Below are 12,666 nucleotides of genomic sequence, written 5' to 3'. Positions count from 1 at the left end.
ACGTAAAGGATTCCGATGAAAATTACACACGAAATCAAAGACACGACTATCATCATCACCCTGGATGGTGAACTGGATGCAAGCTCATCAGTTATACTCGATGAGGAGCTATCTGACCCTGAGATTATGACCTACAGCAAAATTCTGGTGGACTGCGAAAGCCTGAATTACATTTCATCTGCCGGTCTTGGGGTGTTTATCTCTCACCTGCAGCGCTTCGAGGACGCGCAAATAAAGCTTATTTTTTATAACATGCAGGACAAAGTGCGCAACGTATTCGAAATCCTGGGCCTGGACCTGCTCATGACCATTGTTTCGGATTACGAAGAAGCCATGACCATTGCTGATGAATAATACGATTACAGTAAGCTGTACTAAAAAAAATCTTAAGCCAATACGGGATTTCGTCACGGATTATCTGGCCGGTTTCACGCTGTCCGATATTCTAATGAACCAAATCGTATTGGCCGTGGATGAGATATGCGCCAACCTCATCATTCACGCCAACCAGGAGGATCCATCCAAATCCATCTCACTGAACGTAAGCGAGAAAAGCGGCATGCTGCGGTTTGAGATCACGGATAATGGGGTGGCTTTCAGGCGCTCCGAATACAAGGAGCCCAACATAGAAGAGCACGTCCGGATCGGAAAGAAGGGGGGCGTAGGCATTGCCCTCGTCAACCGCATCATGGACAAGGTAGAGTTTGAAACCGCTGGCAATAAGAACACTTGCCTCCTATACAAAAAAATTAAATAGGCCTGACCTGCACACTTTTAGCGCCTTTTCCCCGTTATCCTGAACGAAATCGCATGCAATAGGATTATAGTCATACTTTTTGATTAATCTGTCAGAAAAAATAACTAAAATTGCATGATCTGACCTCAGTCAGGGCAAAAACACAAGCGTCCGTTTATAATCTACTTATGCGCAGCAATCAACTACTTGTTGCGGCAGCGGCCCTGCTAATGGCTGGCTGTACCGCAACCAGGCAGAATGACAAGCAAGAACCCATCATTGCGACTATTGGATCTCAGCCAATCTATACCTCGGAGTTCCAGTATGTATACGAGAAGAACAATGGCGGCAATGAGGACGCCTACACACGCCAAAGCGTTAGCGAGTACCTGGACCTGTATACCCGGTTCAAGCTCAAAGTAATGGAAGGCGAGAGCCGCGGCCTGGACACCACCATGGCCTTCCGGCGGGAACTGGAAGGGTATAAGGAGCAACTGGCCCAGCCATACCTGACCGAAAAGAGCGTGACCGACAAACTGGTGCAGGAGGCCTACGAGCGTCTGCAACAGGAGGTGAACGCCTCGCACATCCTTATCGGCCTCCCCTCAGACCCCGACCCGCAGGACACACTGGCCGCCTATAATCAGGCACAGGACCTGCGCAAACGTATAGCAGCAGGCGAGTCTTTCGATAAACTTGCCAAGGAATTCTCTCAGGATCCATCGGCCGCAGAGAACGGCGGCAACCTGGGTTACTTTACGGCCATGCAGATGGTGTACCGCTTCGAGGACGCTGCCTACAAAACACTGGTTGGCCAGGTATCTATGCCGGTTCGCACACGCTTTGGCTATCACCTGATCAAAGTAAACGACAAACGCCAGGCGCAGGGCGAGGTAAAGGTGGCGCACATTATGGTGCGTGCTACACCCGGCATGCCAAAAGCAGACTCGCTGGCAGCCAAGCAACGCATAGACGCCATCCACAGACGCGTGGAGCGCAAAGAGAACTGGGACAGGCTGGCCGCTGAATTTTCTGAGGATGCCAACTCCGCCAACAACGGAGGGGAACTGCCTTGGTTCGGTACTGGCCGCATGATTCCGGCCTTTGAGGAAGTAGCCTTTGCATTGAAAAAAGAAGGTGAGGTATCCAAGCCTGTGCGCACGCCTTACGGCTGGCATATCATCAAATTGGTAGGCAAGCAGACCCTCCCTCCTTTTGAGGACATGGAGCAGAACCTGCGTAACAAAATCGCCAAAGACTCTCGCTCAGAGTTGAATAAAACGGCCTTCCTGAAACGCATCAAAACGGAGAACAACTTCTCGGAGAATGCAGCGGCCAAGACGGCAGCCATAGGAAAGGCTACAGATGAGTTGCTGAAGGCGAAGTGGGATTACGATGCAGCAGACAAATTACTCAAATCTACTTTGTTCACAATACAGGGCAAGCCCTATACTGTGGGTGAGTTCTTTACGTTTGCTAAGTCAGAGCAGCGCCCGCGCAACACTGGCACTGCCGCGCATTACATGAATATGCTGTATGACAACTACGTTAACAAGAGCCTGCTGGAATACGAAAGAGCCAACCTCGAAAACAAGCACGTCGACTACCGCATGCTTGTGAGAGAATACCACGATGGCATCCTGCTGTTCCAACTCATGGACGAGAAGGTATGGTCCAAAGCAGTGGAGGACTCGGTGGGCCTGAAAACCTATTTTGATCAGAATAAAGACAAGTATCAGTGGAAAGAGCGTGCGCATGCCACTGTTATAAGCGCCGCCAATAAGGAACTGCTTGCCAAAGCGCAGCAGCAACTTGGCCAACGACGCTACGAAGTACGCAACGGAAAGCCCGCAGACATCATGTTTGAGGTAAACAGCGCAAATCTTAGCAAAGAAGCACTGGCCAAACTGAACGAGCTGGCAGAACGACTAAAGAACAATCCAGAGTTGTCGCTTGAGGTGAACGGCCATGTCGACGCCCGCGAAGCAACTGGCAAAGGCGATCTATCGGCAGAGCGTGCTAAGAGCATCGTTGCCTACTTAACTAAGCGGGATGTGCCAACAGAACAGTTAGCACAGAAGGCATTGGGTAAGACAAAGCAAGCAGCCTCTGACAATACGGAGACGGGTCGCCGCCGCAACCGAAGAGCTTCTTTTGCACTTTACTCATCTGATTTGAGCGTACTGGCCGAGAATCTGAACGCAGGGAACCCACTGGGTGTGCAGATTTCGGAAAAGAGGTTCCAGAAGGGTGAGAACAAAGCCGTGGATGCCGTGAACTGGGAAAAAGGGGCCTACAACACAGAACTCAACGGCCGCCAGTACTTGGTGATCGTGCATGAGATATTGGCTCTGGCCCCTAAAAAACTTCACGAAGTAAGGGGTCAGGTTACCGCTGATTACCAAAACTACCTGGATGAGCAGTGGGTAAAGCAGCTTCAGGAGAAAAACCCGGTTTCGATCAACCAAACGGAAGTAGAGAAAATCATCAAGAAATAATTGCGCTTCAAAAAAGCTCCCATTTATAGGTGGAGCTTTTTTTGCTTAGAAAAACTTAAGAGATTGCAACCCGGTCCTGTAAGAGGACGGGTATAGATTACCGGCACTCAAACCAATCATGCATAACACAACCATAACATCACAAAGTATTCAAAGATCGCTGGCCCTGGTCCTGCTGAGCCTGCTTTCCACCTTCACTGCCTACGGTCAGATACCGGTACAGAGGAAACTTGACGGCATCATCGCCAAAGTGGACAATCATATTATTTTGCGGTCTGAGCTTGAGTTTAGTTACCTGCAGTACCTGGCCCAAACCAAAAAGCAGCCTAGCCCGAACGATGAGCAGCTGAAATGCGAGATTTTCAAATCCATGGTGCAGGAGAAACTATTGCTGGCACGCGCCGAAGTGGACTCCGTGACTGTAGAAGAAAGCATGGTGTCCAACGAACTCAACCGCAGAATAGACTACCTGGCATCGCAGGTGGGCGGAACCGAGCGTCTGGAGCAGTACTACAACAAAAGCCTGAAGCAGCTCAAGGACGAACTGCGCCGCACTGTGCGTAACCAGATGGTTTCTGAAAAGATGCAGCGCCAGATAACCGAAAAAGTAACGGTAACCCCAAAGGAAGTTCGTCGCTATTTCAACCAGATCCCGGCTGACAGCCTTCCCTACTTCTCGAGTGAGGTAGAGCTAGGGCACATTGTAAAATATGCGCAGGTGAGCCGCCAGCAGAAAGCCGCCGCCCGCCAACAACTGGAGGAACTGCGCAACCGGGTATTGGCAGGTGAGGATTTTGCAACCCTGGCTAAAAAATACTCCCAGGACCCGGGCTCAGCCGAAGATGGCGGGGAGCTGGGATTCTTTAAGAAAAAAGAACTTGTACCGGAGTACGAAGCGGCTGCTCTCCGACTGGAGCCAGGTCAGATGTCCAATGTGGTAGAATCCATGTTCGGTTTCCACCTGATCCAGCTGATTGAGCGCAAAGGCCAGGAGTTTAATACACGTCACATCCTGATCAAGCCTGCCACCGCCACTGTTGACATACAGGACGCCATGGCTGCCCTTGACAGCGTGCGCACGCTCATTGTAAACGACAGCATCACTTTTGCAAAAGCGGCGAAGGAGTTCTCTGACGACAAAAACACAAAAGACAACGGCGGCATGCTGCAGAGCCGCATGACGGGCAGTACCTATACACCGATGGACGAGGTGGACCCAAGCGTTTTCTTCGTGATCGACACCATGAAGGTAGGCGATGTGTCCAAGCCGGTTGCTTTCCGTACCGAGGATGGCAGGGAGGCTGCCCGTATCCTATACCTGAAGTCTAAGTCATCGCCTCACATGGCCAACATGCAGGACGACTACCAGAAGATATCCGCGGCTGCCCTTGCCCAGAAAAGAGACAAAGCGGTGGATGAGTGGTTCCGGAAAAACATTGATACCGTATACATCGAAATCGACCCGGAATACGATCGTTGTAAAGTGCTACAGCTAACGCAATAGATAAAATATGATGCAGTATACCTCTGACAAAGAAGCAGCCGACGCGTTACACCGCGCCTACCAGGACCTTACCTCCGAAATATCGAAAGTAATAGTAGGCCAGGAAGAAGTGGTGAGACTGGTGCTGACAGCCGTTTTTTGTCAGGGGCACTGCTTGCTGGTAGGCGTTCCGGGGCTTGCCAAAACCCTCCTGATCCAGACCATTGCCTCTTCCCTGGACATGTCTTTCAGCCGGGTGCAGTTCACGCCCGACCTTATGCCTTCCGATATCCTGGGAGCCGAGACGCTGGACAAAGACCGCAACTTCAATTTCGTAACCGGCCCGATCTTCGCCAACATCATCCTGGCTGATGAGATCAACCGTACGCCTCCCAAGACCCAGGCTGCCCTATTGGAGGCCATGCAAGAGTACGCTGTGACCGTAGCCGGGAAGCGTTACGAACTGCCCAGACCGTTCTTTGTGCTGGCTACTCAAAACCCAATCGAGCAGGAGGGCACGTACCCACTGCCCGAGGCGCAGCTGGACCGTTTCATGTTCAACATCACGCTGGGTTACCCAAGTTATGAGTCAGAGCTGCAGATCGTAAAGAACACGACAGGAGCCCTTCGCACAACACTCGACAAGATCCTCCACGCGAACGACATCCTGGCTTTCCAGCAACTGGTACGCCGCGTACCGGTGGTTGACAATGTGGTGGAGTATGCCGTGAAACTAGTGCACAAGACCCGTCCGAACACCGAAATGGGCTCGAAGCAGGCAAGCCAGTACCTGGAGTGGGGCGCAGGCCCGCGTGCCTCCCAACACCTGATCGTGGGCGCCAAGTGCAATGCCTTGCTCAACGGCAAATACTCCCCTGATATCGAAGATGTACAGGCAGTGGCTCTTCCTATACTCCGTCACCGCATCGTGCGCAACTTCAAAGCCGAGGCAGAGGGCATAACAGAAGAACAGCTGATACGGGAGTTGCTGTAGGTATAGCTGGTTGAATTGTCGGTTGCCAAAAAAGAAACTAGGTATAGCGAAGGCTTTACATATTAGTTGGACCATCAGCATTGTTCACACTGCTCGATCTTTAAAGGATTTCAACAACTTAGTCGTTTAACCTATCCTCGACTAACAATTAACAGTCAGCAATCAATAATTTAGCGATTTAACCAGCAAACAATTTAGCAATCTAACCTTATTGGTGTAATTTTGCGCCCGTACTGATTTTTTCACATTACCCAAAGACTTATGGAAGCGGCTGCGCTATACGTTCGCTTTAAAGATAACCTGGCCACTATACTGGGAGCACTCAACAGCAAATTGGAGGTTCGCTCCATGCCCTACAATGTGTCTGTTCCGTTAGAAGTAGACCTGCTGGCTGACATCCTGCGCCTACATGGACTGGACTTCAGATCCGAGACGCCGGGCGCTGCCCGCCTGGATGATTTCACCCGCTGGTTCCAGCAGCATGAGAACCAGGTGATGGAAGTGCTGCAGCGTGTGATGGAAGACAAACGCGCTTACATGAAAACAGCTGGCGGTACGGTGTTGCAAAAAGAAATGCTGATCAGAAGGCTGGAATTCTTCAATGAGACGGCCCATACCCTGGACGTGATGATGAGACAGCAGCAGCTCCATAGCCCGAAGCACTTCAGCTATCCGTTCCTGCTGAACCAGTAAGGCATAAAGACTAATCATTAAAAGAGCGCCCGCAGGTATAGAACTGTGGGCGCTTTTCGTTTATAGAGACGCTATACCTGTTGCCTATGCTAGCTAACAGCCCCCACGGTATATGGCATTCCTAATGCTGGCTTTCATGCTGCTGTAACATCAAAGTGCACTCCCCTTTCACAAGACTTTCGGACAATTCTACTCCTGGCTGATACAAAATAAACAAAACACGTTTCGGGCTCTTAAGCGTATGAATAAACAAGGAAGGCGGCTAATGATAGTCCTTTCCTGAAAAAACGTTTGATATGAGCTTCCTCTACAACATCCTACCCGATTCATCCGAAGAACGACTGGACACCCAGCATCTGGTACTTCGCCCCTATGCAGAGGGCGACGAACAGGAGTTTATGAGCCTGATCCAGGAAAATACCGCAGCCCTCCCCCCTGCCTTCAGCGGTAGATTAGCGCGGGTACGTGTGTTGGAAGACGCCCGTAACCAACTGGCCCAGCTCCGCACCGACTGGGACAACCGCCGCCAATTTGACTTTGGCGTTTGGCTGAGAGACAACAAAACTTACATTGGTGACATAGCCCTTAAAAATATTGACCGAAGCGTACCAAAAGCCGAAGCAGCCCTTTACTTCACTGGATGGCCCGACACAGCCTTGTTTGCCCAGGAAGCGCTCCGGGCCGTACAGCACTTTGCATTCGAAAACCTGAAACTCAACAAGGTATACATTCGCTGCACCCAGGCCAATTTGGGCTATGCAACGTTGGCCGAGAACTGTGGCTTCCTAAAAGAAGGGGTATTGCGCAGTGATTTCCGGGGTGCCGACTCCGAAGAGTTGCTGGACCTGACCTACTACGGAATGACACGCGAGGACTATGAGCACACCATGCAGCGGCTCAAAGAAAACAGTACCGAAACTGCAGTATAGCTAGCCTACTTTCTGGGCTTCCCCACAAAGAAATCGGTATCGAAAGTCAGGTATAGGGCATTGGAAAACTCCAGCTTCGGATTGTCCAGGTCTAAGACGGGCTCCAGGCGCAGGGACAGGTACAGGTCTTCCAGCAATTCAACATCCTTTGTCAGGCGCAAAATCAGCAGGTGACGGTCTTCCTGCACATAGTCGGGGTTTTTGTAGGTGGTAGAAGCCGACTGGAACAATTTGCCACCCAACTCGGTGACATACCCACTGCCTCGCCAGTAACTCAGCATCACATCCTGATACTTGGTATCTATTCCGGCGTTCAGGTATAGGCCGCCTCCAGTCTTAAAGGGCAACTGGTAGGTATTGGAAAAATCTTTGAATCCCAGCAAATAGTTTTTGGTATAAACCCGATGCAGGACCTTGTGTGGTAACTGCCGCTCCAGTGCTATACCTACCGCAGCGTTTACCACTGTAAGCAGCGGCAAGTCGGAGTTATCGATCTGGCCGCCTTTGTGCTGGGCTGTGAACTGTACAGGTATAGAAAGCCTCACCGAATCGCCCGCTACCCTGCCGGGCCTGTGTAGCAATTGTAAAGCCGAACTGATGCCGCCTGCCACCTCTTCCCGGTCCGGGTCAGCCCGGTAGATCATTTTGCTCCAGTCTATCCAGGCATCCAGATCCACACGGTGCGTTCTGAGCAGGAATTGCATGCCATTTTCCAGGCGGTTGTTGATCACCCGCTCGAAATCATAAAGCGGCTCGATATAGTTGTGGTTGAGATTGCTTTCCAGCGTGCCGAATACGAAGGCCCAGTTCTCTCGCTGCACCTTCACTGCGAAGGTTGGCTGAATGTCCTGATAGCCCGAACTTCCGAAGTCCTTCCACAGGAAAGCCCCTGCATCAATTCGCACCGAAGCGGCAGGATAATAACTTACCCGAGGCAGCAAATGATACCCAAACAAGGTATAGCCATCGGCAATGCGGTTGAAATACTCATTGTTTTTGGAGAAGCCGAATGCATGCAACCCAATTCTAACCTGGTTAGCATTTTCAGGTTTAACGGGCATACGCATTTGCAGCGCATCGTTGTTTAACTGCCCATAGGCTAAACCACTGTATAACATCAGGAAGCCGCAAAACAAAAGCCTTAAATAACTCATAAAAAAGTAGAAGTAATGGCACAAAAAGCCAACAAAAGCTGTTGTAACAAGACGGCAATACTCAACTAAAAAAATTAGCAAAATACCTTTGACTTTTTTTGCAAATTGATTTTGAACGTCGTAATTTCACCATCAATATAAAGCTATTTAATTAAACACACATGAGCGTAAGCAACGAAAAACTAAAAGCCCTGCAGCTGACGATAGACAAGCTTGACAAGACTTATGGTAAAGGCACTGTAATGAAGCTAAGCGATAACAAAGTGGAGGACATCCCTGCTATCTCTACCGGCTCGCTTGGACTCGACATTGCTTTAGGAATTGGCGGTTTGCCGCGCGGCCGTGTCATTGAGATCTACGGTCCTGAATCGTCTGGTAAAACCACGCTTACCATGCATGCTATTGCAGAGGCGCAGCGCGCCGGTGGCCTGGCCGCCTTTATTGACGCAGAGCACGCATTTGACAAGGCATACGCCGAGAAACTAGGTATAGATACTGAAAACCTGTTGATTTCTCAGCCTGACAACGGAGAGCAGGCCTTGGAGATCGCCGATCACCTAATCCGTTCAGGCGCTATCGATATTATCGTAATTGACTCCGTTGCTGCCCTCGTGCCGAAAGGCGAACTGGAAGGCGACATGGGTGACAGTAAAATGGGCTTGCAGGCACGTTTGATGTCACAGGCATTGCGCAAGCTGACCGGTACCATCAACAAAACCGGCTGCTGCTGTATCTTCATCAACCAGCTACGCGAGAAGATCGGGGTGATGTTCGGTAACCCGGAAACCACTACTGGTGGTAACGCTCTTAAATTCTACGCTTCCGTGCGTTTGGATATTCGTCGTGTTGGCCAGATCAAAGAGTCTGCCGACAACATCACTGGTAACCGTACCCGCGTCAAGGTGGTGAAGAACAAGGTAGCACCTCCATTCAAAGTGGTAGAGTTCGACATCATGTATGGCGAGGGAATCTCCAAAGTAGGTGAGATCCTTGACCTTGGTGTAGAACTGGGCGTAGTGCAAAAGTCAGGCTCATGGTTCTCTTACAACGGCGACAAGCTGGGCCAGGGCCGTGACGGTGTGAAGCAGATTCTGCTTGACAATCCGGAGTTGCAGGAAGAGATCGAAGGCAAGATCAGAGCCATCGTGAAAGGCGAACCAGAGAAAGTGGCCGCCGCACTGGAAGACACAGCCGGAGCTGAATGAACCTTGTTCTCCGATAATAAGTAATGCAAAAAGGTGCTATGCGACATAGCACCTTTTTGCATTTTATGTTGTTGGATGTGTGAAGACAAACTGCTATCTTAGTACAAAGACCTGCTTTGGTATAATAGTTGATTATTCAAATCAAAACATTGCAAGTCTTAAATTACAGCGTATGAAAAGGATCTTTCCTGCAATAATCTTACTCATAGTGGTGCTCTCCGGTTTTGCAACCAAAGAATCGTTGCGCACCGTACCCAACGAAAGCTTTAGCACCGGCGAAGTGCTGAAGTACAAAGTGCACTATGGCCCGATCAATGCAGCTGAGGCGGTTATCGATATCTCACCCAACCTGCACCGAATAAACGACAGGCTCACCTACAAAGCGACTGTCTACGGCAAAACGACCAGTTCTTTTGATCTTTTCATCAAAATCCGCGACACCTGGCAATCCTATATTGACACAGCTGCCATCTTGCCGCACCGCTCTTTCCGCAACATAGAGGAGGGCAGTTATCGCAAGCGCGAAACAGTGGATTTTAACCACTATACCAACACCGCTCAGGTGGAGATGAAAAAGAAGAACAAAGACAAAAAGAACAGCACCCACAAAATACCGCAAGGGGCGCAAGACATTGTCAGTGGTTTTTATTATCTGCGCACTTTAGATTATAACAGGTTTAAGCCCGGCGATAAGTTTACGATCAAAGGCTTTTTTGATGAAGAAGCGTTTGACATGGTGGTGACTTACCAGGGACGTGAAACCATCAGCACCAAAGCAGGGTCGTTTAGGGCCATTAAACTGGTACCGAAAATGCCGCAGAACAAACTGTTTGACGGGGAAGACGCCATTACCGTATACCTGTCAGACGACAAGAACAAAATACCGGTCTTGATCTCGGCAGAAATGTTTGTAGGCGCCGTTAAGGTAGACCTGTATGAGCATAAGAACCTGAAACACAAACCCGCCCTTGTAGCACAGAAATAAGAAAAAGCCAGCTATACCAGCTGGCTTTTTTAGTGGTTGGCACCCCGACAATGTTAAGAAACTATTATGATTTGCCTTAGTAAAGTTATTGTAGCACCCGAAACAATATATTTGCGTTGAAACAGGGCATAGCCAATGACCAACAGCCCCATGCCTACTCATTTTAAAAACGCCGTATCCATAACCAAAACACTGACTGTGCAGACACCCAACCAATCCCACTATAAAATACTGGTAGTGGACGACGATCCGGATATCGTAGAACTACTCCACTACAATCTGACCCGTGAAGGCTATGAGGTAGCACAGGCCGAAAATGGAAAGAAAGCCATCGAAGTGGCCCAGTCTTTTAAACCGGATGTGATCCTGATGGACGTGATGATGCCCCTGATGGACGGCATAGCCGCCTGCCGCCAGTTGCGTGAAGACAACGAATTCCGGAATACGCACATCATTTTCCTGACGGCCCGGGCCGAGGAGTTCTCAGAAGTAGCCGCTTTCGATGCCGGTGCCGACGACTTCATCACCAAGCCCATCAAGCCACGTGCCCTCCTCAGCCGACTGGCAGCTTATGCCCGTCGCGACGCACACCAGGAAGAACAGGAGAAAGTGATCGAGATCGGAGGACTGCGCATAGACCGCACCAGTTTTGCGGTGTATAAAGACGAGCAGAAAATCACATTGCCGAAAAAAGAGTTCGAACTGCTGGCTTTCCTGGCTACAACCCCTAACAAAGTATTTACACGCGAAGAATTGCTCAATAACGTATGGGGCAACGATGTATATGTCATAGCCCGCACAGTAGATGTGCATATCCGGAAGGTGCGCGAAAAAATCGGGGAGGACAATATTAAAACCATCAAAGGGGTTGGCTATAAGTTCAACACCGATTAAAACATGAACCTGAACTCCCGCACGCTTGCCCTTTTAGTGTCATTGGCAGTGGCCCTTGTGCTTACTGCCTTTTTGGCTTTAGCCAGTTATTTTTCATCCAAGGGGCTGATGGCGGCCCTCGTGCTGGTCTTCATCTGCTGTTTTTTGCTGATATACCTCTCCTACGAGGCGCTTGTGTTCCGGGAGATCAAGAACGTTTATTCCAGTCTGGAGAAGATCAAAAAGCAGGAATACCGGAAAGTGGAAGGCCGCTCTCTCTTTACCGCCGACCCACTCAAAAAAATAAAGGACGACATTTACCTCATAGCCGAGCGCAAGCAGCAGGAAATCGATGAGTTGAAGCACCTGCAGGTGATGCGCCGTGAGTTTCTGGCCGATGTGTCGCATGAGCTCAAAACCCCGATTTTTGCAGCCCAGGGCTTCATCCATACCCTACTAGATGGCGCTATGGACGACCCCAAGGTGCGCGACAAGTTTCTGCAGAAGGCCGCCAACAGCCTCGACGGACTGGATACGCTGGTGCAGGACCTGATCAGTATTTCGCAGTTTGAGAAGGGTGTAGTAAAAATGGAAAAACAGGATTTCGACGCGGTGCAGTTGGCGCACGAAGTCTTTGAGCAATTAGAACAGAAGGCTTCTAACCGTAACATCAGCCTGCATCTGGACGTGGACCCTGGAGAGAAAGTCATGCTGCACGCAGACCCGAACCGCATCCGGCAGGTATTCATCAACCTCGTGGACAATGCCATTAAGTATGGCCGCACGGGTGGTAACATCTGGGTGTCGTTTGCAGAGGGCCGAAAACGCTATACCATCACGGTAAAGGACGACGGCACAGGTATAGGACAGGAACATATCAACCGCATCTTCGAGCGCTTCTACCGCATTGACAAAAGCCGTTCGCGCGACAGCGGGGGTTCTGGACTCGGACTGGCCATTTCCAAGCACATTATCGAGGCGCACCGCTCCATTATCGCCGTGAAGAGCGAGCTAGGCAAAGGTACAACGCTGAGGTTTAAGCTCACAAAGGCGAAAGGGGCTTGATTGCTAATTGTGTAAAGGCAGTTTCAGTACCCGCTTAGGTGCCTGGGTTGT

General features: G+C 50.2%; 12 protein-coding genes. 11 read left to right on the top strand and 1 reads right to left on the bottom strand.

The genetic code is table 11. The features are described 5' to 3' along the window. Positions 1-15: 15 nt before the first annotated feature. The 7 genes from H9Q13_RS13985 to H9Q13_RS13955 all read left to right on the top strand — a co-directional run bounded on the left by H9Q13_RS13985 (position 16) and on the right by H9Q13_RS13955 (position 7,333). Positions 16-354, top strand: a complete 339-nt coding sequence (locus H9Q13_RS13985) for an STAS domain-containing protein (protein WP_191184422.1) — start codon at positions 16-18, stop codon at positions 352-354. Beyond that, a complete protein-coding gene (locus tag H9Q13_RS13980; RefSeq protein WP_191184421.1) occupies positions 347-757 on the top strand; it encodes an ATP-binding protein in 411 nt (136 codons plus the stop codon). The genes H9Q13_RS13985 and H9Q13_RS13980 overlap by 8 nt, the downstream gene beginning before the upstream one ends. A 167-nt stretch (positions 758-924) precedes the next feature. Continuing rightward, positions 925-3,234, top strand: a complete 2,310-nt coding sequence (locus H9Q13_RS13975; RefSeq protein ID WP_191184420.1) for a peptidylprolyl isomerase — start codon at positions 925-927, stop codon at positions 3,232-3,234. 118 nt (positions 3,235-3,352) lie between these two features. Further along, positions 3,353-4,738, top strand: coding sequence for a peptidylprolyl isomerase (locus H9Q13_RS13970; RefSeq protein ID WP_191184419.1), 1,386 nt, complete (start codon positions 3,353-3,355; stop codon positions 4,736-4,738). A gap of 10 nt (positions 4,739-4,748) precedes the next feature. Next, a complete protein-coding gene (locus H9Q13_RS13965; protein ID WP_191184488.1) occupies positions 4,749-5,711 on the top strand; it encodes an AAA family ATPase in 963 nt (320 codons plus the stop codon). A 261-nt stretch (positions 5,712-5,972) separates the two neighbouring features. Continuing rightward, entirely contained in the window at positions 5,973-6,404 is a 432-nt protein-coding gene (locus tag H9Q13_RS13960; protein WP_191184418.1) for a hypothetical protein, read from the top strand. Between the two features lie 296 nt (positions 6,405-6,700). After that, positions 6,701-7,333: a GNAT family N-acetyltransferase gene (locus tag H9Q13_RS13955; protein WP_191184417.1), complete on the top strand. Its 633-nt coding sequence runs from the start codon at positions 6,701-6,703 to the stop codon at positions 7,331-7,333. Between the two features lie 5 nt (positions 7,334-7,338). Here H9Q13_RS13955 and H9Q13_RS13950 read toward each other — a convergent pair whose 3' ends face one another. After that, positions 7,339-8,451, bottom strand: coding sequence for a hypothetical protein (locus H9Q13_RS13950; protein WP_191184416.1), 1,113 nt, complete (start codon positions 8,449-8,451; stop codon positions 7,339-7,341). 197 nt (positions 8,452-8,648) lie between these two features. Here H9Q13_RS13950 and recA point away from each other — a divergent pair, with 197 nt between their 5' ends. The 4 genes from recA to H9Q13_RS13930 all read left to right on the top strand — a co-directional run bounded on the left by recA (position 8,649) and on the right by H9Q13_RS13930 (position 12,615). Beyond that, positions 8,649-9,692 (top strand): recombinase RecA, encoded by a 1,044-nt coding sequence (gene recA / locus H9Q13_RS13945; protein ID WP_191184415.1) that lies wholly within the window; start codon positions 8,649-8,651, stop codon positions 9,690-9,692. 172 nt (positions 9,693-9,864) lie between these two features. Beyond that, on the top strand, positions 9,865-10,677 hold the full coding sequence (locus H9Q13_RS13940) for a DUF3108 domain-containing protein (protein ID WP_191184414.1): 813 nt from the start codon (positions 9,865-9,867) through the stop codon (positions 10,675-10,677). Between the two features lie 150 nt (positions 10,678-10,827). Beyond that, positions 10,828-11,571 carry a response regulator transcription factor gene (locus H9Q13_RS13935; protein ID WP_224744290.1) on the top strand — a complete coding sequence of 248 codons (744 nt, stop codon included), beginning with the start codon at positions 10,828-10,830 and terminating at the stop codon, positions 11,569-11,571. A 3-nt stretch (positions 11,572-11,574) separates the two neighbouring features. Then, complete coding sequence (locus tag H9Q13_RS13930) at positions 11,575-12,615, top strand: sensor histidine kinase (protein WP_191184413.1); 1,041 nt, start codon at positions 11,575-11,577, stop codon at positions 12,613-12,615. Positions 12,616-12,666: the final 51 nt, after the last annotated feature.

This window comes from Pontibacter aquaedesilientis, from assembly GCF_014773225.1.
Lineage (GTDB): Bacteria > Bacteroidota > Bacteroidia > Cytophagales > Hymenobacteraceae > Pontibacter > Pontibacter aquaedesilientis.
Note: the sequence above shows the minus strand (reverse complement) of the source record. Positions and strands in the feature narration are given on the sequence as shown.

Bases quoted from the DNA above. Each gene is read 5' to 3' on its own strand.
- H9Q13_RS13980 (WP_191184421.1), top strand. From the start codon at position 347: ATGAATAATACGATTACAGTAAGCTGTACTAAAAAAAATCTTAAGCCA.
- recA (WP_191184415.1), top strand. From the start codon at position 8,649: ATGAGCGTAAGCAACGAAAAACTAAAAGCCCTGCAGCTGACGATAGAC.
- H9Q13_RS13935 (WP_224744290.1), top strand. From the start codon at position 10,828: ATGCCTACTCATTTTAAAAACGCCGTATCCATAACCAAAACACTGACT.
- H9Q13_RS13965 (WP_191184488.1), top strand. From the start codon at position 4,749: ATGCAGTATACCTCTGACAAAGAAGCAGCCGACGCGTTACACCGCGCC.
- H9Q13_RS13975 (WP_191184420.1), top strand. From the start codon at position 925: ATGCGCAGCAATCAACTACTTGTTGCGGCAGCGGCCCTGCTAATGGCT.
- H9Q13_RS13940 (WP_191184414.1), top strand. From the start codon at position 9,865: ATGAAAAGGATCTTTCCTGCAATAATCTTACTCATAGTGGTGCTCTCC.
- H9Q13_RS13955 (WP_191184417.1), top strand. From the start codon at position 6,701: ATGAGCTTCCTCTACAACATCCTACCCGATTCATCCGAAGAACGACTG.
- H9Q13_RS13985 (WP_191184422.1), top strand. From the start codon at position 16: ATGAAAATTACACACGAAATCAAAGACACGACTATCATCATCACCCTG.
- H9Q13_RS13960 (WP_191184418.1), top strand. From the start codon at position 5,973: ATGGAAGCGGCTGCGCTATACGTTCGCTTTAAAGATAACCTGGCCACT.
- H9Q13_RS13950 (WP_191184416.1), bottom strand. From the start codon at position 8,451: ATGTTATACAGTGGTTTAGCCTATGGGCAGTTAAACAACGATGCGCTG.
- H9Q13_RS13970 (WP_191184419.1), top strand. From the start codon at position 3,353: ATGCATAACACAACCATAACATCACAAAGTATTCAAAGATCGCTGGCC.
- H9Q13_RS13930 (WP_191184413.1), top strand. From the start codon at position 11,575: ATGAACCTGAACTCCCGCACGCTTGCCCTTTTAGTGTCATTGGCAGTG.